General features: G+C 59.3%; 23 protein-coding genes and 1 tRNA gene. 7 read left to right on the top strand and 17 right to left on the bottom strand.

What is annotated here, in order from left to right; translation table 11 throughout:
- Window positions 1-2: 2 nt before the first annotated feature.
- A complete protein-coding gene (locus CAF79_RS23930; RefSeq protein WP_085700606.1) occupies window positions 3-971 on the bottom strand; it encodes a glycosyltransferase family 2 protein in 969 nt (322 codons plus the stop codon).
- A 276-nt stretch (window positions 972-1,247) separates the two neighbouring features.
- Between CAF79_RS23930 and CAF79_RS23925 the strand changes: the two genes are divergently transcribed.
- Window positions 1,248-1,439: a DUF1508 domain-containing protein gene (locus CAF79_RS23925; RefSeq protein ID WP_085700605.1), complete on the top strand. Its 192-nt coding sequence runs from the start codon at window positions 1,248-1,250 to the stop codon at window positions 1,437-1,439.
- A 264-nt stretch (window positions 1,440-1,703) separates the two neighbouring features.
- On the opposite strand, the gene CAF79_RS23920 is transcribed toward CAF79_RS23925, so the two are convergent.
- The 6 genes from CAF79_RS23920 to dapA all read right to left on the bottom strand — a co-directional run bounded on the left by CAF79_RS23920 (window position 1,704) and on the right by dapA (window position 6,698).
- Window positions 1,704-2,375, bottom strand: a complete 672-nt coding sequence (locus tag CAF79_RS23920; protein ID WP_085700604.1) for a lipopolysaccharide kinase InaA family protein — start codon at window positions 2,373-2,375, stop codon at window positions 1,704-1,706.
- Window positions 2,376-3,008: 633 nt separating this feature from the next.
- Window positions 3,009-3,098, bottom strand: a tRNA-Ser gene (locus CAF79_RS23915).
- Between the two features lie 83 nt (window positions 3,099-3,181).
- A complete protein-coding gene (gene purC / locus CAF79_RS23910) occupies window positions 3,182-3,895 on the bottom strand; it encodes a phosphoribosylaminoimidazolesuccinocarboxamide synthase (protein ID WP_007963288.1) in 714 nt (237 codons plus the stop codon).
- A gap of 28 nt (window positions 3,896-3,923) precedes the next feature.
- Window positions 3,924-4,682 carry an MBL fold metallo-hydrolase gene (locus tag CAF79_RS23905; RefSeq protein WP_085700603.1) on the bottom strand — a complete coding sequence of 253 codons (759 nt, stop codon included), beginning with the start codon at window positions 4,680-4,682 and terminating at the stop codon, window positions 3,924-3,926.
- Between the two features lie 4 nt (window positions 4,683-4,686).
- Window positions 4,687-5,802 carry an outer membrane protein assembly factor BamC gene (gene bamC, locus CAF79_RS23900; protein WP_085700602.1) on the bottom strand — a complete coding sequence of 372 codons (1,116 nt, stop codon included), beginning with the start codon at window positions 5,800-5,802 and terminating at the stop codon, window positions 4,687-4,689.
- 17 nt (window positions 5,803-5,819) lie between these two features.
- The gene (gene dapA / locus CAF79_RS23895; RefSeq protein WP_085683177.1) at window positions 5,820-6,698 is read right to left on the bottom strand and encodes a 4-hydroxy-tetrahydrodipicolinate synthase; all 879 of its coding nucleotides are present in this window, start codon (window positions 6,696-6,698) and stop codon (window positions 5,820-5,822) included.
- Window positions 6,699-7,011: 313 nt separating this feature from the next.
- Between dapA and CAF79_RS23885 the strand changes: the two genes are divergently transcribed.
- Together CAF79_RS23885 and CAF79_RS23880 are read left to right on the top strand one after the other, a co-directional pair.
- Window positions 7,012-7,572 carry a glycine cleavage system protein R gene (locus tag CAF79_RS23885; RefSeq protein WP_007958014.1) on the top strand — a complete coding sequence of 187 codons (561 nt, stop codon included), beginning with the start codon at window positions 7,012-7,014 and terminating at the stop codon, window positions 7,570-7,572.
- Between the two features lie 10 nt (window positions 7,573-7,582).
- Window positions 7,583-8,056 carry a peroxiredoxin gene (locus tag CAF79_RS23880; protein ID WP_085700600.1) on the top strand — a complete coding sequence of 158 codons (474 nt, stop codon included), beginning with the start codon at window positions 7,583-7,585 and terminating at the stop codon, window positions 8,054-8,056.
- 34 nt (window positions 8,057-8,090) lie between these two features.
- Here the strand turns inward: CAF79_RS23880 and CAF79_RS23875 are convergent, their stop codons facing one another.
- Entirely contained in the window at window positions 8,091-9,161 is a 1,071-nt protein-coding gene (locus CAF79_RS23875) for an AI-2E family transporter (RefSeq protein WP_085700599.1), read from the bottom strand.
- A gap of 32 nt (window positions 9,162-9,193) precedes the next feature.
- A complete protein-coding gene (locus tag CAF79_RS23870) occupies window positions 9,194-9,433 on the bottom strand; it encodes a sulfurtransferase TusA family protein (RefSeq protein ID WP_085700598.1) in 240 nt (79 codons plus the stop codon).
- A gap of 97 nt (window positions 9,434-9,530) precedes the next feature.
- Between CAF79_RS23870 and CAF79_RS23865 the strand changes: the two genes are divergently transcribed.
- Window positions 9,531-10,964, top strand: a complete 1,434-nt coding sequence (locus CAF79_RS23865; protein ID WP_085700597.1) for a M48 family metalloprotease — start codon at window positions 9,531-9,533, stop codon at window positions 10,962-10,964.
- A gap of 78 nt (window positions 10,965-11,042) precedes the next feature.
- Here the strand turns inward: CAF79_RS23865 and CAF79_RS23860 are convergent, their stop codons facing one another.
- From CAF79_RS23860 to rpoE, 4 genes are all read right to left on the bottom strand, one after another.
- A complete protein-coding gene (locus CAF79_RS23860; RefSeq protein WP_085700596.1) occupies window positions 11,043-12,491 on the bottom strand; it encodes a DegQ family serine endoprotease in 1,449 nt (482 codons plus the stop codon).
- A 206-nt stretch (window positions 12,492-12,697) separates the two neighbouring features.
- Window positions 12,698-13,660 carry a MucB/RseB C-terminal domain-containing protein gene (locus tag CAF79_RS23850; protein WP_085700594.1) on the bottom strand — a complete coding sequence of 321 codons (963 nt, stop codon included), beginning with the start codon at window positions 13,658-13,660 and terminating at the stop codon, window positions 12,698-12,700.
- Window positions 13,661-13,668: 8 nt separating this feature from the next.
- A complete protein-coding gene (locus CAF79_RS23845; protein ID WP_011332903.1) occupies window positions 13,669-14,256 on the bottom strand; it encodes a sigma-E factor negative regulatory protein in 588 nt (195 codons plus the stop codon).
- A 31-nt stretch (window positions 14,257-14,287) separates the two neighbouring features.
- Complete coding sequence (gene rpoE / locus CAF79_RS23840; protein WP_003172477.1) at window positions 14,288-14,869, bottom strand: RNA polymerase sigma factor RpoE; 582 nt, start codon at window positions 14,867-14,869, stop codon at window positions 14,288-14,290.
- Window positions 14,870-15,425: 556 nt separating this feature from the next.
- Between rpoE and nadB the strand changes: the two genes are divergently transcribed.
- Window positions 15,426-17,042, top strand: coding sequence for an L-aspartate oxidase (nadB, locus tag CAF79_RS23835; protein WP_085700593.1), 1,617 nt, complete (start codon window positions 15,426-15,428; stop codon window positions 17,040-17,042).
- Here nadB and CAF79_RS23830 read toward each other — a convergent pair.
- Window positions 17,011-17,463 (bottom strand): protein YgfX, encoded by a 453-nt coding sequence (locus CAF79_RS23830; protein WP_085700592.1) that lies wholly within the window; start codon window positions 17,461-17,463, stop codon window positions 17,011-17,013. The genes nadB and CAF79_RS23830 overlap by 32 nt on opposite strands.
- Window positions 17,447-17,701 carry a succinate dehydrogenase assembly factor 2 gene (locus tag CAF79_RS23825; protein WP_007957989.1) on the bottom strand — a complete coding sequence of 85 codons (255 nt, stop codon included), beginning with the start codon at window positions 17,699-17,701 and terminating at the stop codon, window positions 17,447-17,449. The genes CAF79_RS23830 and CAF79_RS23825 overlap by 17 nt, the downstream gene beginning before the upstream one ends.
- Window positions 17,702-17,850: 149 nt before the next feature.
- Between CAF79_RS23825 and CAF79_RS23820 the strand changes: the two genes are divergently transcribed.
- Together CAF79_RS23820 and CAF79_RS23815 are read left to right on the top strand one after the other, a co-directional pair.
- Entirely contained in the window at window positions 17,851-18,792 is a 942-nt protein-coding gene (locus tag CAF79_RS23820) for a folate-binding protein YgfZ (RefSeq protein WP_085700591.1), read from the top strand.
- A 35-nt stretch (window positions 18,793-18,827) separates the two neighbouring features.
- A complete protein-coding gene (locus CAF79_RS23815) occupies window positions 18,828-19,649 on the top strand; it encodes an HDOD domain-containing protein (protein ID WP_085700590.1) in 822 nt (273 codons plus the stop codon).
- Here CAF79_RS23815 and CAF79_RS23810 read toward each other — a convergent pair whose 3' ends face one another.
- Complete coding sequence (locus CAF79_RS23810; RefSeq protein ID WP_085683188.1) at window positions 19,650-21,035, bottom strand: sensor histidine kinase; 1,386 nt, start codon at window positions 21,033-21,035, stop codon at window positions 19,650-19,652.
- Window positions 21,028-21,699, bottom strand: coding sequence for a response regulator (locus tag CAF79_RS23805; protein ID WP_085683189.1), 672 nt, complete (start codon window positions 21,697-21,699; stop codon window positions 21,028-21,030). Before CAF79_RS23805 ends, CAF79_RS23810 begins: the two co-directional genes overlap by 8 nt.
- Between the last annotated feature and the right edge of the window lie 26 nt (window positions 21,700-21,725).

The raw sequence follows: 21,725 nt of genomic DNA, 5'->3' as shown, positions 1-21,725 counted from the left end.
TGTCAGTCCTTGGATTCGTAAATGCGGCGCACCAGGAAAACCGGCCGGCGCTTCGCTTCGATGTAGGTGCGGCCCAGGTACTCGCCGAGCACGCCAATGCCGATCAGTTGCAGGCCGCCGAGGAATGTCACCGCCACCATCAGCGACGCATAACCTGGCAGATCGACACCGTGCAGCACCGTACGCAGCACGATGAACATCGCAAAGGCGAACGACACCAGAGACACCAGCGCCCCCAGATACGTCCAGATCCGCAACGGCTCGGTGCTGAAACTGGTGATGCCTTCCAGCGCGAAATTCCACAGTCGCCAGCCATTGAACTTGCTCTGCCCCGCCGCCCGCTCGGGGCGTTCATATTCGACCTGCGTGGTGCGGAAACCGACCCAGGCGAACAAGCCTTTCATGAAGCGCCGCGACTCGGGCAAGGTCAGCAACGCATCGACTACACAGCGATCCATCAAGCGAAAATCGCCGACATTCTCGGGCAATGGCTGATCGGCAATCCGGTTGTGCAGGCGATAGAACCAACTGGCGGAGGTCTGTTTGGCCCAAGTGTCGTTGCGCCGGCTGATGCGGTGGCCGAGCACTACCTCGAAACCCTCCCGCCAGCGTTCGATCATCTGCAAAATGACTTCGGGAGGATCCTGCAGATCAACGTCGATCGGTACCACGATCTGCCCGGTGGCAATCTGCAAACCGGCGGACATGGCCGCTTCCTTGCCGAAATTGCGACTCAGATCGACGATGCGGATGCGCGAATCGCTCTGCTGACGGATCAGGAGCCGCTCCAACGTCGTATCGGAACTGCCGTCGTTAACGAACACCAGTTCCAGTTGGACGAGCGCCTCTTGCTCGAAAACCTGATGAATGCGCAGGAGAAAGCCGTCGAGGCTGTCCTCTTCATTGAATACGGGAATCACCAGCGACAACTTCACCGGGCCCGCGTGTTGCGTTCCGTGCAGATGAGCCAATGGACTGCTCTTTCTTATAGTGATTGTCGGTCGTCGAACGCCGTTCGACGCCATGAGCCGCACCGTATTAAGCAGCAGCCCGATATGTCATGCAAGGGGCAAACGACGGCGTTCCGGCCAATCCGGAGGACGATCCCTGCGCTCTGCCCAGTGCCTTTCAGAAACATTCACGAACGATTGGAAACAAATCCCCGATAGCCAAAAATCCGCGCTCCGCTAGGCTTGCGTCGAGGCGTCACACAGGCTGTCGCACATAAATCGCATGGAGCGAACTGAATGTATTTCGAGATTTACAGGCAATCCAAAGGCACCCCGAGCACCGGAAAGGGCCAATGGCGCTGGCGGCTGCGGGCAGGCAACCACGAGACGGTCGCCAGCGGGGAGTCGTATGTGAACAAGGCGGATTGTCTGCATGTGATCGAGTTGATCAAGGGTGTCCAGGGGGATACGCCGATCAAGGAGATCTGAGGACTGTTCAGGACGCCGGGCTGCCTGTGTTGGCAGCTCCGGCGACTTCTGATGTTGCTTCAGGGCATCAGGTCGCCCTGGAGATGGCGGAACAGACTGAGTTTGGAATATGCCTTGCGACGGTCGAGTCCTGACCGTCGCTACCCAGCCAGAATCAGCCGATAGAAGAATCTTTAATTTGAGAGGTGACTCTATGTTTTAAGCACTTGTTGATATCTTCAGAAGTTACAACTGGCGGGCCTGTTGAGTGCTAGACAAACCAGCTTAGATGGTTCTGCCAATTGCTTGCTCGTAGTACGAAAGGAAATGCCGCCACTGCGACTCATCCCAGTAAGAATGCCGTCTGAGTTGAGGAATGTCGTGACGAGCTGCTCCCATCGCCGTAGCACGACCGCGTGACTTCTCTAAATCAAGCAACGCCAGCTCGAAGTCAAATACCGCATCCGTAATCGATGCCTTGATAAAGATGTGTTTGGACCGCATGCAACCGTGCTGCCACTTGCCCGAGTGCATTCTCGCCAGCATTTGCGCCAAACGCTTAAATAGTTGCTCATGTTGTTCCGTCGTCAACATGCTGGCAGCGCCTTGGCTATACCAAGTATCCAGATCTATGAAGCCGCCCAGGTCTTCTGTAACCAAAACACCTTGCCACACCCCTTGGACTTTTCTCGCCCCATAAAATACGGGTCTTGGCGCATTTACACCCAGTTTCTCGAGTCTGGAGAGGGCAACCCCCTCACGCAGAGCGGTGGGTCTGCCAGTGGGATAACGCAGGCTGCGAAACAGATGGCCGGTTTGACGCTTGACGAAGAAGGTTCTGTTATCTTGAACAACCAGCTGGACACCACTAGTACCGCTTCGGCGCACATTGGGTGGTTCAACCCACGATCCGGATGTACCCCACCAAAATTCAAACTCTTTGCCTGACCCGCCCATTACGCGCTCCATTATTTAAAAGTTTTCTGCGCCGTTTTATTTTGATCGCAATAGCAGCTCAGTCCATTCGTGAATATAAATAGTTCCCCGCAAATTGCAGGTTTTTTTACCAGCTCGAGATCTTGCTCTTTACAGAGCCGGACATTCAGAGCGACCACGCTCAAGACAAGCGATTTGGAAGATTTTTGCGTCCACGATTGGCCGATGGTGGTTACTGGCAAACCTCTGCTTATCGCTGGAAGCGGTCGGTCAGCCTACTAAGCTTTTACCAAATATTTGCCGGACGATCTTCGTTGGATTTCATTCGTCCCCTCATAAGTCCCTCTGAAAGGTATTCAGCCAGCCTTAGAGCATCAAGTCCGTCGTTAACTATGTAAGCAACGCCAAGCACGTCGAAAAAATTTGGCAAACGCCGATTCGTCTACATCAGCAAGAGCGATGTAGAGCCATTCGAAGCGCTCGTAGACACCAAGAGCATGGCCGGTGTCGTGTCAAAAATGCTGGGGTTTTAAAACGGACTAGAGCCGCATGACGGGCAAGGTTTATGCCCAGGAAATGTTTCAAATAGATCGACGGGAACGAAAAAGCCCCCGTAATCTTCAATGATTACGGGGGCTTAGTCTTGTTCAATAATGGCGGAGAGATAGGGATTCGAACCCTAGGTACCGGTGAAGGTACAACGGATTTCGAATCCGTCCCATTCGGCCACTCTGGCATCTCTCCAACGGCGCGCATCATAACAACACTTTTACCGAAAGCAAACCCTCTTTCGAAAATTTCTCCGTGCTATCAGATGCTTGCGTCGATTAAAGCGGTACGCCCAGACGGTTGGCGACTTCTTCGTAGGCTTCGATGACGTCACCGAGGCCCTGACGGAAGCGGTCCTTGTCCATCTTCTTCTTGGTGTCCTTGTCCCACAGACGGCAGCCGTCCGGGCTGAACTCATCACCCAGGACGATGGAGCCGTCGCTGAACACGCCGAATTCAAGCTTGAAGTCCACCAGCAAGAGGCCTGCGTCATCGAACAGTTTGCTCAGGACTTCGTTGACCTTGAGCGACAGTTCCTTCATGCGCGCCAGTTGCTCAGCGGTGCCCCAGCCGAAAGCCACGACGTGGGATTCGTTGATGAACGGGTCGCCCTTGGCGTCGTCCTTCAGGAACAGTTCGAAGGTGTACGGGTTGAGCTTCATGCCCTCCTCGACGCCCAGACGCTTGACCAGGCTGCCGGCGGCGTAATTACGCACGACGCACTCGACCGGGATCATGTCGAGTTTCTTCACCAGGCACTCGTTGTCGCCCAGCAGTTTGTCGAACTGGGTCGGAATGCCGGCCGCTTCGAGTTTCTGCATGATGAAGGCGTTGAACTTGTTGTTCACCATGCCTTTGCGGTCGAGTTGCTCGATGCGCTTGCCGTCGAACGCCGAAGTGTCGTTGCGAAACAGCAGGATCAAGCGGTCAGCGTCGTCGGTCTTGTAAACCGATTTGGCTTTGCCGCGGTAGAGTTCTTCACGTTTTTCCATGATGGGCTCCGCTTGCTAAGTAGATGGGCTAGGCGATGTGGCGCCAGTCGAGCCCTGAATCTTGATCGGCCAGTTGCAGCCAGTCCGGGTCGCACCCGAGGGTGTCGACAAAACATTGCCGGGCCAGCTGCGGCAGGTTGTTCTTGCTGCTCAGATGGGCCAGGACCAGGTGTTGCAGGCCTTGCCAGCCCAACTCGGCCACCAGGAATGCCGCCTGATGGTTATTCAAATGTCCCAGCTCGCCGCCCACCCGCTGCTTGAGAAAGTACGGGTAATGACCACGGGCCAGCATGTTGCGACAGTGATTGGACTCGATCATCAACGCATCGAGATCCCGATAGCCGTCCAGCACCCGTTCACAGTAAGAGCCCAGGTCGGTCAGCAGGCCGAAGCGCCGTTCACCGTCACTGAACACGTACTGAGTCGGTTCCCGCGCATCATGGGCCACGGCAATGACCCCGATGTTCAGAGCACCGATCTGCAACTGCTCGCCACCGGTCACGAAACCGGCAGGTTCAATCGGTTTGCGCATCCCTCGCAGTGTGCCGCGACTGAGGTAGACAGGCAGATTGTAGCGCCGAGACAGCAAACCCACGCCATGCACGTGGTCGGCATGTTCGTGGGTTACGAGTATCGCGCTCAGTTGCGCCGGGTTAACCCCCAGGCGCAACAGGCGCTTTTCGGTTTCCCGCAGGGAAAAACCACAATCCACCAGCACATACGTATCAGCACTGGCGATCAGCGTGCCGTTCCCTTGGCTACCGCTGCCGAGAACGGCAAAACGCATTGGATCAGCCCAGGTTGTCCTGAATCACGCTCAACACTTTGCGGGCCACATCGGCCGGCGCAACGGTGTTGATGTTTTTCTCGACGGTCACCTGAACGTTCTCGCCGACCTTGCTCAGGCGAACCTGATAACGCTCGGCACGGGCTTCAACTTCTTCCTTGGTCGGCGCGCTGCCGAACAGGCTGCTGAAGAAACCTGGCTTCTCGTCTTTCTTCTCGGCCTTTTCGGACAAGTTTATGTAGTAGAGACCCAGGCTGCGGTTGATGTCTTCAACGCGCCATTCGCCCTGTTCCAACGCACGACCGACGCTCGACCAGGCACGATCCAGATCCGTACCGACGTTCAGTACCGGGTTGCCGCTGCCGTCTTCGCTCAGGCTGACACGGCTTGGGGTGTCGAAATCACGCGAAGCCAGCATCGACACCGAACCACCCTTCTCGGAGGTCCGGCTCATGCTCGCGAGCATGTCGTCAACCAGCGCAGCGTCCAGGCCAGTGTTGACCGAACGGTTGGTGAAATCGACATTGGCGGTGCTGCCGGCAGGACGCTCGGCGCTGACCACGTAGACTTCACTGGTGTTGCGCTGCACGCCAGGCTCGATGCGCACCCGCACGCGGGTTTCGCTGTCGGTGCTGACGCCGGCGGCGCTCAGGCGCTTGGCCATGGCGGCGGACAGTTCATCGGAATGCTGCCAGGTGGTGGTGAATTCGCCGGTTTGCGGGCGCTGTTCATCCAGACGGAAACCGTTGTCCTGGAAGTACTGCACCGCCACTGGCCAGACTTCGGCCGGTGGGTGCTGGGCCATGACCCAACGCGAATCACCGCTCTTTTGCAGCGAGTAGTCGCTGGCATCGGCAACGGTCGACAGCGGTTGAGGACGCGGAACGACGTATTCACCCTTGGCGGTGTCGTCGGCCACGTTGCGCGGGATCGGCAGCAGCGGATCCAGGCGCTTGGAAGTGCTGACGTCTGGTGGCAGTTGCATCGGTGCAGTCTGTTGCGCTTCCAGGTAATCGCTACCACGGTCACGGAAATAACCTTCCGGGCCCCAGATCCATCCGCAGCCACTGGTGCTGGAGATAATCAAGGCAAGTGCGGAAAGTCCGGCCATTCGCTTCATGCGTTGTACTTCCTCAATTAAACCAGGACGTTGCACTGGCGCAGGGCCGAGCGCAGCGTTTCATGACAAGGAGCGCTCAGCCAGGTCAGCGGCAGGCGAATGCCTTCGTGCATCAGGCCCATTTCGACCAAAGCCCACTTCACCGGAATCGGGTTGGCTTCGATGAACAGGTCCTTGTGCAGCGGCATCAGTTTTTCATTGATGGCCCGTGCGGTCTCGGCATCGCCCTTGAGCGCGGCCTCGCACAGGTCGGCCATTTCGCGCGGGGCGACGTTGGCGGTGACGGAGATGTTGCCCTTGCCGCCCAGCAGGATCAGCTCGACTGCGGTCGGATCATCGCCGGACAGCACGATGAAGTCCTTGCTCACGCCGTCGATGATCGCCTTGGCGCGTTTCAGGTCGCCGGTCGCTTCCTTGATGCCGATGATGTTCGGCACGGTGGACAGGCGGATCACGGTCTCGGCCTGCATGTCGCAGGAGGTGCGGCCAGGAACGTTGTAGAGAATCTGTGGGATGTCGACCGCTTCGGCGATGTGCTTGAAGTGCTGGTACAGCCCTTCCTGGGTCGGCTTGTTGTAATACGGGACTACGAGCAGGCAGGCATCGGCGCCGGCTTCTTTGGCATTGCGGGTCAGCTCGACCGCTTCGCGGGTCGAGTTGGCGCCGGTACCGGCGATCACCGGAATGCGACCGGCAACCTGTTTGACCACGGCTTTGATGACGGCGATGTGTTCTTCTACATCAAGAGTTGCCGACTCGCCGGTGGTGCCGACCGCGACAATGGCATGGGTGCCGTTCTTGAGATGGAAGTCCACGAGTTTGCTGAGGCTGTCCCAGTCAAGACGCCCTTGTGCATCCATGGGTGTGACCAGTGCCACCATACTGCCCGCAATCATGAAACCGCTCCTGCCGGAAAAAGAGAGCGGTAATGGTACTGGCGCCAAGATGCTTGCACAAGCGAAGTACTGTGCCGCCATTCCCCTTGGCGCCGCTTTTCGCTACCCTTCAGACTTTGATCGGTACTGATCAGCTTGTACGCCGGGTTCCAGTCTCCCGTTTCGGCCTCCCGGGCTCCGTTCCAGTGTCGTTGCCGTACGCTTGCTTGTTCATGGAGCCGTAGCGCCACACGAATCGGGCCTTCCGGACAGTCATTGCCCCGGCAATCAACGCCCTCTCCCTACCGACCGCTCATCGCTTTAGGAATGCTGCATGTCCACCCCCACAGTTCGCGAACAATTCCTTGTCATCAGTGCCCTCGGCGCCAATCCCATGGAGCTGACCAACGTCCTGTGCCGCGCCAGCCATGAAAACCGCTGCGCAGTCGTCACCTCGCGCCTGACCCGCCACGGCGAGTGCAGTGCGCTGGTGCTCGAAGTCTCCGGCAGCTGGGACGCCCTGGCTCGCCTTGAAGGCAGCCTGCCGGTGCTGGCCAAGCGTCATGCGTTCACCGTCAACGTGGTACGCAGCGCCGCCCTGGAAAATCGTCCGCAGGCCCTGCCGTATGTGGCTTACGTGTCTTCGGCGTACCGCCCGGACATCATCAACGAGCTGTGCCAGTTCTTCATGGATCACAACGTCGAGCTGGAAAACCTGACGTGCGATACCTATCAGGCACCACAGACCGGCGGCACCATGCTCAACGCCACGTTCACCGTGACCCTGCCCGCCGGCACCCAGATCAGCTGGCTGCGCGACCAGTTTCTGGATTTCGCCGACGCCATGAACCTGGATGCACTGATCGAACCGTGGCGCCCACAGAACCCAATGTAAGGAAGCTTTCATGGCCGTTGTCATTGACCAACCGGTTACGGATTTCGAAGCACCTGCCACCAGCGGGCAGACCATCAGCCTGTCAGCCCTCAAGGGCAAGCAAGTGGTGATCTACTTCTATCCGAAGGACAGCACTCCGGGCTGCACCACCGAAGGCCAGGGCTTTCGCGATCAATACGCAGCGTTCAAGGCTGCCAACACGGAAATCTTCGGGATTTCCCGCGACAGCCTGAAATCCCACGAGAACTTCAAGTGCAAGCAGGAGTTTCCGTTCGAGCTGATCAGCGACAAGGACGAAGCCGTCTGCCAGCTGTTCGACGTGATCAAGTTGAAAAAGCTCTACGGCAAGGAATACCTGGGCGTTGATCGCAGCACCTTCCTGATCGACAAGAACGGCGTACTGCGTCAGGAATGGCGCGGCGTGAAAGTGCCAGGACATGTCGATGCAGTGCTGGCTGCCGCTCAGGCGCTGAACAAGGCCTGATGCTGTTGGCGCCCTTGCGGGCGCCCCTTCATTTTCAAAGCAGCGGCGCCACCGCCGGCTCCTTGCGCGGCCAAGCATCCAGCACAGCCTTGAACAGGGTCGCCAGCGGAATCGCGAAGAACACGCCCCAAAATCCCCAAAGCCCACCAAACAACAGCACCGCGCAGATGATCGCCACCGGATGCAGGTTGACCGCTTCGGAGAACAGCAACGGCACCAGCACGTTGCCATCCAGCGTCTGAATGATGCCGTAGACCGCCATCAGATAGATGAACTGATCGCTCCAGCCCCACTGGAACAGCGCAATCAGCAGAACCGGCACGGTCACCACCACCGCTCCGACATACGGCACCACCACCGACACGCCGACCAACAGGGCCAGCAACGCTGCGTAGTTGAGCCCTAGCGCGACAAAGGCAATGTATGTCACGCCACCACAGATTACGATCTCGATGACCTTGCCGCGAATGTAGTTGGCGATCTGCCGGTTCATTTCTTCGGCGACCCGGGTGATCAGCGCTCGCTCACGCGGCAAATAGCCGCGCACCCACTCGCCGATCATTGCCCGATCCTTGAGGAAGAAGAACACCAGTATCGGCACCAGCACCAGGTAGATCATGATGTTCACCAGCAGCGGCAAGCTCGACAACGAAAACGTCAGCGCCCACTGGCCGAACTTGCCGATTTCACCCCGCGCCGCTTCGATCGCTTGTAGCACCTGCTCGTCGGACACCAGATGCGGATAACGCTCCGGCAGTAACAGCAGCAGCGATTGCCACTTGGCGAGCATCCCCGGCAGTTCGTTGAACAGGGTGATCAACTGATGCCAGAGCAGCGGCAGCACCACGACGATAAACACCATCAGCACGCCCATGAACAGCGCAAACACCAGACCGACCGCCGCGCCGCCGGGTACGCGCAGGCGTTCGAGCGTGACCACCAGCCCCTGCATCAGGTACGCCAGCACCATCCCGGCCAGCACCGGCGCGAGCATTCCGCCCAGCGTCAGTACAGCGGTGAAGGCGAGAAACAGCAAAACCGCCAGTACCACCGCTTCTTCATCGGAGAAGTAGCGCTGAATCCAGTCGCGCAACACTTTGAACATCAATTTTCCTTAGGTCATTTACGCGGTCGGTTTCAGGCTTTTTTCAGCCAGTAACGGTAGACACCCGCCTCGTCTTCTTCACGCAGCAGCGTATGACCGGCCAACTTGGCGAAGGTGCGAAAGTCGCGCTGCGAACCGGCATCCGTTGCAATCACCTTGAGTACCGCTCCAGTGGGCAGCTTGTTCAGCTCCATTTTGGCCTTGAGCAACGGCAACGGACAATTCAGGCCACTGGCGTCCAGCTCACAGTCATAGGCTACAGCGTCGGTCATGCGTCACTCCGGATCAGGTGGTCAGGCTGCCTAGAATATCTGGTCGCAAGCTCGGTGTCCGGCTACAGTAAGGTCTTTGTCGACTAAGGCTTTGTGCATGACTTTTTTGCGCCCCACCCTGCTGACGCTCGCTTGCCTGCTCGCCTCACCGGGCTTCGCCGACGACCTGCCGTCACTCGGTGACGCCAGCTCTGCCATCGTCTCGCCACAACAGGAATATCAATTGGGTCGCGCCTGGCTGGCATTGCTGCGCAGCCAGGTTTCGCAGCTCAACGATCCACAACTCAAGGACTACGTCGAGTCCAGCGTTTACAAACTGGTGGAAACCAGCCAGGTCAATGACCGACGCCTGGAATTCATCCTGATCAACAGCCCGCAGCTCAACGCTTTCGCGGCGCCGGGCGGAATTGTCGGGGTCAACGGCGGCCTGTTCCTCAATGCCCAGACCGAAGGCGAATATGCCTCGGTACTGGCTCACGAACTGGCGCACTTGTCCCAGCGTCACTTCGCACGCGGCGTCGAAGCCTCGCAGCGGATGCAGGTGCCGATGATGGCGGCGCTGCTGGCCGGTATCGTGATCGCCGCGGCCGGCGCCGGTGATGCTGGCATCGCGACGATTGCCGGCACCCAGGCGGCGGCAATCCAGGAACAACGGCGCTTCTCGCGTCAGAACGAGCAGGAAGCCGACCGCATCGGCATCCTTAACCTGGAAAAGGCCGGATACGATCCGCGCTCGATGCCGACCATGTTCGAGCGTTTGATGCGCCAGTATCGTTTCGACGCCAAGCCACCGGAATTCCTGCTGACTCACCCAGTCACCGAGTCGCGGATCGCCGACACCCGCAACCGTGCCGAACAGGCTAAACCCGGGGGCATCGAAGACAGCATGCGCTATCAACTGATCCGTGCGCGGGTGCAGTTGACCTACGAAGAAACGCCGGGCCTTGGTGCCAAGCGCTTCCGCGCCCAACTCGATGAGAACCCGAAAAACGACGTGGCTCGCTACGGCTTGGCGATCGCCCAGATCAAGGGCGGCCAGTTGAACGAAGCACGGGCGAATCTCACGCAACTGCTGGCCAAATCACCGAACGAGATCATCTACAACCTGGCGCAGATCGATCTGGACATCACCAACAACAAACTGGCCGATGCACAGACTCGGGTTGACCGGATGCTCAGTCAGTATCCTGGCAATTACCCGCTGAATCAGGTTCGCGTCGATCTGCTGCTGAAACAGAATCGCACCGCCGATGCGGAGAAGGCGCTGGAAGGTTTGTTGAAATCACGTCCGGACGATCCGGACGTCTGGTATCAAGTTGCAGAAACTCGCGGGCTGTCCGGCAACATCATCGGCCTGCATCAGGCGCGTGCCGAGTACTTCGCGCTGGTCGGCGATTATCGCCAGGCGATTCAGCAACTGGACTTCGCCAAACGCAAGGCCGGCAGCAACTTCCCGCTGTCCTCACGTATCGATGCCCGCCAGCGCGAGCTGATGGAGCAGGAGCGCATGGTCAAGGACATGATGGGTTAAGCCCGCGCCGAGACAAATTCCGGACAAAAAAAACCGCCTCTTTCGAGGCGGTTTCTTTTTACTTCTTGGACAACTGGATCATTCAGCCAGTTTGAAGGTGATGAAGCTGGCACGGCCCTGACGCAGTACGCGCATCGACACCGAACGGTTCTTTGGCAGCGCCTTCGCAATCTCGGCAAACTCCTTGGAAGAACCAATGGCCTGGTTGTTCAGATGGGTGATGATGTCGCCCGGCTGTAGACCGATCAGAGCTGCAGGACCGTCCTGCACTTCCTTGATCACCACACCGCCCTTCAGGTCGTAGGTTTTCTTCTGCTCGGCGCTCAGCTCTGCCACCGAAACACCCAGACGATTGCTATTGGTCTCGGCACCGGATTTCGGCAGGGCATCCAGCTCCTTGTCTTCGTCCGGGATGGCGCCGACCGTCAGCTCGACATTCTTGCGCTTGCCGTCACGAATCACTTCGAGGTTGGCCTTGGCACCCGCCTTCAATGCCCCCACCAGATGTGGCAGGTCAGCGGACATGACGATCGGTTGGCCGTTCATGCTCAGGATCACGTCACCCACTTGCAGGCCGCCCTTGGCAGCCGGGCCGTCATCCTGAATCTGTGCAACCAGCGCACCGGCCGGTTTGTCCAGACCGAACGACTCGGCCAGATCCTTGTTCACTTCCTGGATGACGACACCCAGCCAACCACGGCTGACCTTGCCGCCGCTTTTCAGCTGGTTGGAAACGTCCATCGCCACGTCGATCGGAATGGCGAACGACACACCCATGAAGCCACCGGAACGGGTGTAGATCTGCGAGTTGATCCCGACCACTTCACCGTTCAGGTTGAACAGCGGGCCACCGGAGTTGCCCGGGTTGATCGGCACGTCGGTCTGGATGAACGGCACGTAGTTTTCATTCGGCAGGCTGCGGCCGACGGCACTGACGATGCCTTGGGTCACGGTGTGGTCAAAGCCGAATGGAGAGCCGATTGCCACGACCCACTGACCGGCTTTCAGATCCTGGGATTTGCCAAGCTTGAGCACTGGCAGATCCTTGCCTTCGATTTTCAACAGCGCCACGTCGGAGCGTGGATCGGTGCCGATCAGCTTGGCTTTCATCTCACTGCGATCAGCCAGACGGACAAGGATTTCATCGGCATCGGCGATCACGTGGTTGTTGGTCAGAATGTAGCCATCCGGCGAAATGATGAAACCCGAACCCAACGACTGCGCTTCACGCTGACGATCACCACGCGGAGAACGCTGTTGCGGCGGCATGCCGCGCTCGAAGAACTCGCGCAACATCGGCGGCAAGCCTTCCAGATCAGGCATCTGCTGGCTCACTTTGCGATCCGGCAGTTTTTGCGTGGTACTGATGTTCACCACGGCAGGCGAGGCCTGTTCGACCAGTTGAGTGAAATCAGGCAGGTTGACCGGACTGGCTGCTTCGGCCGCCTGGACTGCAGGAACAGCCTGACCGAGCACCAGCACAGTGGCGAAAATGGAGAGATAAGATTTCAAGCTTGGTATCGACATACAGCTCCCGTTACGACGAGCAGGGTTAAGCGATATGGAGCAAGGAACACCGGAAACCACAGGCCGGCATTTTTGTTCCGGGAACAACAAACAAGGCCAGAGCCGAGAGGCTCTGACCTATAAAAAATTTTCGGGTGTTTTGCAAATGAAAAAGCTCAGCAAACATTTCACGTCTCGAAGACGAAGTGGAGATAGCTGGAATCAGCTCACTGCTTGCTGGTTGCAGCGCCATCATTGCGCATCGACAGGGCAATTCGTTCGGCTGTCCCGATAGGGATCTCGCCAACCACCGTGACCATCATTTCGCCCTGAGGCGTTGTCAAACGGCGGGATACGGCAACGGTCGGGCCCAGTTGAGTCCGGGTATCGGTAACGGTTGCGCCGTTCAGCGGCTCCAGGAAGACAGAGAAACGGGCGAGACCATCGTCGTACATCAGGCTGTTGACCTGGGTCTTGGTTTCCGGATCCTTGTGCGAGGAGCTGCTGGTGAGCTCGAAGCCAGGAGGCAGCCAGTCGGAACGCCAGACCTGGGCGGTCTTGACTGCAGATGCCTTGTCGCTGTCTAGAGTAACCGTCTTGCAATCGGAATCGGCTTGCAGATCTTTATCGGACGGGACATCAGACGTGTCCAGCCGCGTGAACTGGAATCTTTCGAGCAACTGTCCCTTGTCGTTCAACAGCAACGACTTGAGCGGCAGGCCCGTTTCCTTGTCCAGATGCAGTTCGAATCCATAACGGTGCTGATCCCGCGGCGTCAGCGATACGATCACCGCTTCCCGCCCGGCTACGCGCGACTTGCCGATGACGGCAAGGTCATACCAGTTCTTAAGCTTTTGAGGATCCAGAGGACGAGCAGCAGTATTGGGAGAGTCTCCCAGACCCGCAATCAGGGTGCCGCTGACGCATTGAGTATGTCCATCAATGCGCACGACTTCCTGAGCCGAACCGTCGAGCTGAAGCAAACGCTCGCGGACCTGGCCATTCTGGACCCGATGCCAGATGTTATGGGTAGAGAAACTACCGTTACGCTCGTAAACGAATGTGCCGTGAAAGCTTTGCTGCTGCTCGGCCCGGCCCAGGCGGGTCAACCAGTCCTGAGCCTCGTCGGCATGGGCTGGAACAATGAACCAGCCGCTGAGCAGAAGCGAAAGTAGAGGTATGGCGCGCATGATCCCCCTTAACGGTTTTCCAGGCTTGCTGCGCGTGCATAGGGCAGCGCGCTTTCGGTACCTTTCAAGGCAGCCTGTTGAGCGTGTTGACGCAGGTAACCTGGCAGACGCTGATCATGCCAGCCTGGCTGACCTTGCAATACGCCATTGGCCATTGGGCCTGTGGCTTCCGAACTCTCATTGTAGCCCGCCAATACCGCCGGGCCTTTGACCTGAGGAGTGGCCAACACTGGCTGATTGGATTGCTGGGCGAGTTCCACGCCGGCGATTTCGTCCTGGTTGTACAGGCGAACACCCGCCAGAACGGCAACGGTCACCGAAGCGGCTACGGCCAGACGACCGAGGCTGCGCCATGGACCGCGGGACACTTTGGCAGGGGTTGCTTCGTCTTCCAGTGCAGCAGAAACAGCCGCAGCGAGATCCAGACGTGGAAGCAACAGATCCTTGTGCATGGCTGCCCGAGCGATCTGGTAACGAGCCCAGGTTTCACGGGTTTCAACATCGTCCAGTGCATTGAGCACTCGACGCAATTCCAGTTCGTCCGCTTCGTTATCCATCACTGCGGACAGCGATTCCTGCAGGGCTTCACGACTCATGGCGTTCCTCTCTTGGCTGTCGCCGCTGTCTTTAGTTTTCCTGCAACAACGGCTGCAGGGCTTTATCGATGGCCTCCCGGGCGCGGAAAATCCGGGAGCGCACGGTACCAACCGGACATTGCATGACGCTCGCGATGTCCTCGTAACTCAGACCATCGAATTCACGCAAAGTTAACGCCGTGCGCAAATCCTCTGGCAGTTGCTGAATGGTTCGATGGACGGTGCCCTCGATCTCATCCCGCAGCAATGCACGTTCAGGCGACTCGAGATCCTTCAGGCCGTGATCGCCGTCATAGAACTCTGCATCTTCGGAACTTACATCACTATCCGGCGGCCGACGGCCGCGTGAAACCAGATAGTTCTTCGCCGTGTTAATGGCGATGCGGTACAGCCACGTATAAAACGCACTGTCGCCGCGGAAATTTCCAAGCGCTCGATATGCCTTGATAAAGGCTTCTTGTGCGACGTCCTGGGCTTCATGGGTGTCGTGCACAAAACGCACGATCAACCCGAGAATTTTGTGCTGATACTTCAGCACCAGCAGATCGAAAGCTCGCTTGTCGCCACGCTGAACGCGCTCGACCAGCTGCTGATCCTCTTCCTGGGTTAGCATGAACACTCCTCGATAAACTCGGAGGAGGCTTGCATGACCAATCGACCGGACTTGCAAACATAGACTCGGGCTTTTCGCAAAAGTTCTCCCCCTCCAAGCAAGTTTCCTGCGAGCTCTGATTTGGCACGCACGAAAAACGCAGCGCGGAATGAACCGGCTGCGCGAATAATCTTGTCATCGGCTCGCCGGCAAGAACCCAACCGCAGGTTCCGCATTGAAGCCGACACTGTCCCTTGTTTCGGGCAACTGTCTATTGATCTTGGGCCTCTGGCAAAAGTTCCAAATATTTATAGACGCGTCGCACCGACCTTGTGCAACCGTGAGCGGAAAAAGCCTGTTTCATCGTCGATACAGTCGCTTTTCCCCAAAACCGCTGAAAAAACTGACGACAAAGCGTCGGGATTTTCCGTCACGGTAGTTTCACAATGCCATATCGGCCCGGCTATTGTGCCGCCCAACCCCTCTATATACTAGTGGGCTGTGTGGCTGCCTCGACTCGCCCATCCGCCAGTCCTGCGCCAACCCCGACCCGGGTCGCTTTGAGCGGAATCCTGAAATGAGCCAACAGTTTCAACACGATGTTCTGGTGATTGGCAGCGGTGCTGCCGGTTTGAGTCTCGCGCTGACCCTGCCCGGTCACTTGCGCATCGCCGTACTGAGCAAAGGCGACCTCGCCAACGGCTCGACCTATTGGGCACAAGGTGGCGTCGCGGCCGTGCTGGACGACACCGACACCGTCGAGTCCCATGTCGATGACACTCTGAATGCCGGCGGCGGCCTGTGCCATGAAGACGCGGTGCGTTTCACCGTCGAGCACAGTAAGGAAGCAATCCAGTGGCTGATCGACCAGGGCGTGCCGTTCACGCGCGACGAACAGTCCGGTACGGAAGACGGCGGTTTCGAATTCCACCTGACCCGCGAGGGCGGCCACAGCCATCGCCGGATCATCCACGCAGCTGACGCCACTGGCGCTGCGATTTTCACGACCCTGCTGGCCCAGGCCAAAGAACGCCCGAACATCGAATTGCTCGAACAGCGGGTAGCGGTCGACCTGATCACCGAGCGTCGGTTGGGGCTGGAAGGCGAACGTTGCCTGGGCGCCTACGTGCTCAATCGCAAAACCGGAGAAGTCGATACCTTCGGAGCACGCTTTGTGATCCTGGCGTCCGGCGGCGCCGCGAAAGTCTATCTATATACAAGCAACCCCGACGGCGCCTGCGGTGACGGCATCGCCATGGCCTGGCGTTCGGGCTGCCGCGTGGCAAACCTGGAGTTCAACCAGTTCCACCCCACTTGCCTCTACCACCCGCAAGCCAAGAGCTTTCTGGTAACCGAAGCCCTGCGTGGCGAAGGCGCCCATTTGAAGCTGCCGAACGGCGAACGCTTCATGCAACGTTTTGACCCACGTGCAGAACTGGCACCACGGGACATCGTCGCCCGCGCCATCGACCATGAAATGAAGCGCCTGGGTGTCGATTGCGTCTACCTCGACATCAGCCACAAGCCCGAAGCCTTCATCAAATCGCACTTCCCGACTGTCTACGAACGCTGCCTCGGCTTCGGCATCGACATCACCAAGCAACCGATTCCGGTCGTACCGGCGGCGCACTACACCTGCGGCGGCGTGATGGTCGATCAACAGGGCCGCACCGATGTGCCCGGCCTGTACGCCATTGGCGAAACCAGCTTCACCGGCCTGCACGGCGCCAACCGCATGGCCAGCAACTCGCTGCTCGAATGTTTCGTCTACGCCCGCTCAGCTGCAGCGGACATTCTCGAGCAACTGCCCGACGTCGCGATCCCGCGCGCCCTGCCCGCCTGGGACGCCAGCCAGGTGACCGACTCCGATGAAGACGTGATCATCGCCCACAACTGGGACGAATTGCGGCGGTTCATGTGGGACTACGTCGGCATCGTGCGCACCAACAAGCGCCTGCAACGGGCACAGCATCGCGTGCGTCTGCTGCTGGACGAAATCGACGAGTTCTACAGTAACTACAAGGTCAGCCGTGACCTGATCGAGCTGCGCAACCTGGCGCAAGTGGCAGAACTGATGATCCGCTCGGCCATGGAACGCAAGGAGAGCCGGGGCCTCCATTACACCCTCGACTACCCGGGCCTGCTGCCTGAAGCGCTCGACACTATTCTGGTGCCGCCCACCTACGCCGGCTGAACTTGAGGCGTACCCGCAGGCGTCGGTGCAAATCCGACGCCTGCGCATCCCGCGGCACGCAGATCGACCTGACGCGCCGCTCACCACGCAATCGAAAGCGCAACACCACGATCAGCGGCAGCGCCAGGCTGTCCGGGCGCAACTCCACCGCTTGCCAGCCATCGGCCTTGTTCCACAGCTGCCAGCCATCCGCGTCCCGACGCAATCCGCAAAAGGCCTTGGGATGACTCAACAAAATCTGCCGTGGCAACACCCAGACAGCATGGGCAAGACACGCGAATGCCCCCAGCAGAGAACCCCATAAAGGAATTGACAACAGAAACAGAGAACCCAGCGCGAATGCCTGGGCCAGCAGATACGCCGCCAGCAACTGCCGTGAGGCGTGCCAGCGGCATTCGAACGTGTTACTTGGGCTGGACACGATCCAGAATCATGCGAACCATGCGTTGCAGCTCGGGATCTTCCGATTCGCTGCGCTCCATGAACCAGCCGAACATGTCCTGATCCTCGCACTCGAGCAGGCGGACATACAACGCGCGATCCACCTCATTCAGATTGGCGTAGACCTCTTTCACGAACGGCACCAGCAACACGTCGAGTTCCAGCATGCCGCGACGGCTGTGCCAAAAGAGGCGATTCAGTTCAACTTGTTCGACCATGGAGCCCTCCTCAAATAGGCCGCAAGTATACAGGCCCGAAGCGGGCCGAACAGTCGGCTTTGGTCGGGCACCACCGATCCTTTATCAACTACCCATTTCAACAGCACCCCCTTATGATGTGCCCCAGTCTATTTACCCTGCGATGACCCATGGCCGATTCTGCTTTTTTCTGCACCCTCTCTCATGAAGGCGTTCTCGCGGTTCGCGGCGCGGATGCCGGCAAATTCCTGCAAGGCCAACTGACCTGCAACATCAATTATCTGAGCGAAACCCAGGCCAGCCTCGGTGCACGCTGCACGCAGAAAGGCCGCATGCAGTCGAGTTTCCGCATCGTGCTGGAAGGCGACGGCGTGCTGCTGGCGATGGCCGGCGAGCTGCTGGAGCCGCAACTGGCGGATCTGAAAAAGTACGCCGTGTTCTCCAAATCGAAACTGACCGACGAAAGCGCCTCCTGGGTGCGCTTCGGCCTCGATCATGGCGATGCGGCCCTGAGCAGTCTGGGCCTGGAACTGCCGGCAGAAACCGACAGCGTGGCTCGCCACGAAGGTCTGATCGCGATTCGCGTCTCCCCGAACCGTGCCGAACTCTGGGTGCCCGCCGATCAGGCTGACACCGTCAAAGGCAAATTGTCCGCGCACTTGAGCGAAGCCGAACTCAATCAATGGCTGCTGGGCCAGATCCGCGCCGGGATCGGCCAGGTAATGCCGAGCACCCGCGAGCTGTTCATCCCGCAGATGCTCAATCTGCAGGCCGTCGGCGGCGTGAGTTTCAAGAAAGGCTGCTACACCGGTCAGGAAATCGTCGCGCGCATGCAGTACCTGGGCAAACTCAAGCGTCGCCTGTACCGCGTGCAACTGGACGCCAGCGAATTGCCGGAGCCGGGAACCCCGCTGTTCGCCCCGAGCCACGGCAGCTCCATCGGCGAAGTGGTACTGGCTGCCCGTGCCGAAAAGAATATTGAACTGCTGGCGGTGTTGCAGGCCGAAGCTGCCGACGCAGGCGATTTGCATCTGGGCGCAGCCGAAGGCCCGGCGCTGCACTTGCTCGACCTGCCTTACGAACTGGATCGCGACCGCGAAATCCAGCGTTGATCGCAGCATTTGTTGCAACACCCTAGAGAAACGACATGAGTGAGCTGGCGGATAAGGTCCAACAGGATTTGGTTGAGGCCATCGATAACGATGACCTGGTTCTGCCAACGTTACCGGAAGTGGCTCTGCAGATTCGCAAGGCCGCTGAAGATCCGGACATCAGCGTCAGCGACCTGAGCAAAGTGATCGGCCGCGACACAGCGTTGTCGGCGCGCCTGATCAAAGTGGTCAACAGCCCGCTGCTGCGTGCCACTCAGGAAGTCACCGACCTGCACACCGCCATCACTCGGCTCGGCGTCAATTACAGCAGCAATCTGGCGATCGGTCTGGTGATGGAGCAGATCTTCCACGCCCGCTCCGACGTGGTCGAACAAAAGATGCGCGAAGTCTGGCGCAAGAGTCTGGAGATCGCCGGCGTCAGCTACGCCCTGTGCCGCCGCTACACCCAACTCAAACCCGATCAGGCCGCGCTCGGTGGACTGGTTCATCAGATCGGCGTGCTGCCGATCCTGACCTACGCTGAAGACCACTACGAATTGCTGTCCGATCCGGTCAGCCTCAACCATGTGATCGACCACATTCACCCGCTGCTCGGCGACAAGCTGCTGCGGGTCTGGGAATTCCCCGAGCGTCTGGTGGAGTTGCCGGGTCTGTATGAGGACCTCAAGCGCGAATCGCAACAGATCGATTACGTCGACATCGTGCAAGTGGCCAGCCTGTATTGCCACAAGGACACCGACCACCCGATGGCCCGCATCGATCCGTTCAGCGTGCCGGCGTTCCGCAAGCTCGGCATCGATCCGGAAAACAAGGCGCTGTGCGCCGATCTGGAAGAATCGCGGTCGATGTTCTACTGATCAACCGGCGACAAAACTCACCCGCACCTTCAAACCCGCCTGTTCCCCATCGTGCAGACTGATCTGCGCCAGATGCGCGCGGCAGATTTCCCCGACGATCGCCAGCCCGAGCCCGGAACCGGCCACCTGCTGGTTGCGCCGGTAAAAGCGTTCGAACACCCGATCCCGCTCCTCCAGCGGAATGCCCGGCCCATCGTCTTCAACCTCCAGCACCGCCGGCGCCGTGACCCGCAGGATCACGTTGCCGCCCGGCGGCGTGTGCGCCAGCGCGTTATCCACCAGATTGCTCAACAACTCGTTGAGCAACGTCGGCTCGCCACGCAGCCAGACCGGCTCGTCCGCCTCCAGCGCCAGCGCGACACCCCGCGCGTGGGCCAGCGGCGCCATGGCCATGCCCAGTTCACGCGCCAACTGACTCAGATCGAGCAACTGCGCACCGCCCTCGGCAATCGCCCGGGCGCCGTTTTCCACGCGGGCCAGCGACAACAACTGGTTGGCCAGATGGGTCAGGCGATCCGTGCTTTGCGCCGAAGATTCCAACGTGTCGCGCCAGGTCTGCGGCTCGTTTGAGCGCAAGCCCAGTTCAAGCCGCGCCTTGAGCGCCGCCAGTGGCGTGCGCAACTCGTGGGCCGCATCGGCGATGAACTGCGCCTGCCGCTCGAACTGCCCGCGCAGGCGCTCGGTAAAGTGATTGAGCGCTCGCACCAATGGCCACAACTCGTGCTGCACTTCGACCAAAGGCAAGGGCCGCAGGTCATCGGGCTGACGCTCTTCCACTGCCGTGCGCAAACGCTCGATCGGCCGCAGCGCCGCACTCACCGCAAACCACACCAGCAACAACGCGCCAATCGCCAGCATCCCGAGCCGCAGCAGCGTATCGGCCGCCAGACTGCGGGCCATGCTGACGCGCGCCTCGTCGGTTTCGGCAACGCGAATCTCCGCCATGCCGTTCATGTTCGGTTCGCTCACTGCCTTGAGCAAACTCACCACGCGCACGTTCTGCCCCTGATATTTCGCGTCGTAAAAGCGCGCCAAGGCGGGATAGCTGTCGGTTCTCGGTGTGCCCGGCGGCGGGCCCGGCAAGTTTTCGTAGCCGGAAATCAACTTCTGGTTGATGTCGTTGACCTGGTAATAGATGCGCCCGGCGCTGTCGTAAGCGAAGGTATCGAGCGCCACATAAGGCACGTCGGCACTGAGACTGCCATCGCGCTGGGACAGACCGGCGGCGATGGTCCGTGCTGACGCGAGAAGTGTGCGGTCGTAGGCGGTGTCGGCGGCTTCGCGACCGTTCCAGTACGCGCTCAATCCGCTGGCGAGCATCAACACCACCAGCAGCAGCGCGAGGTTCCACACCAACCGCCAGCGCAGACTGCTGGGCTTATGCATCGCGGCTTTCCAGCAGATAGCCCAGACCGCGAAAGGTCACGATGGCCACTGAATGGCCGTCGAGCTTTTTGCGCAGGCGGTGCACGTAGATTTCGATGGCGTCGGGGCTGGCCTCTTCGTCGAGGCCGAATACCTGAGCAGCCAGTTGCTCCTTGCTCATCACCCTTCCCGGACGGGCAATCAACGCTTCGAGCACCGCCTGCTCGCGGGAGGTCAGCGTCAGCAGTTCTTCGCCGAGGGTGAAGCGCCGGGTATCGAGGTCGTAGGCCAGCACGCCGCAACGTTGCTGACGTTCGCCGCCGAGTACGCTGCGGCGCAACAGGGCTTTAACCCGCGCTTCGAGTTCGGTGAGTTCGAACGGCTTGGCGAGGTAATCGTCGGCCCCAAGATTGAGCCCATGGACCCGATCCTTGACGTCGCTACGGGCGGTCAGCATCAGCACCGGCAAGTTCTTGCCCCGGGCCCGCAGGCGCGCCAGCACCTCAAAACCGTCCATGCGCGGCAGGCCGACATCAAGGATCGCCACCGCGTATTCCTCGCTGCCCAGGGCCAGGTCGGCAGCAACGCCATCGTGCAAGACATCCACGGTCAGACCGGTGCTCTTGAGCGCCTGGGCAACGCTTTCGGCCAGCGGCAAATGGTCTTCGACGAGCAGGACACGCATGGATCTCTACCTCATTCAGGGATGGC

Source organism: Pseudomonas sp. B26(2017) (assembly GCF_002113045.1).
GTDB lineage: Bacteria > Pseudomonadota > Gammaproteobacteria > Pseudomonadales > Pseudomonadaceae > Aquipseudomonas.
The sequence above is the reverse complement of the archived record's forward strand: the minus strand, read 5'-3'. Positions and strand labels throughout refer to the sequence as shown.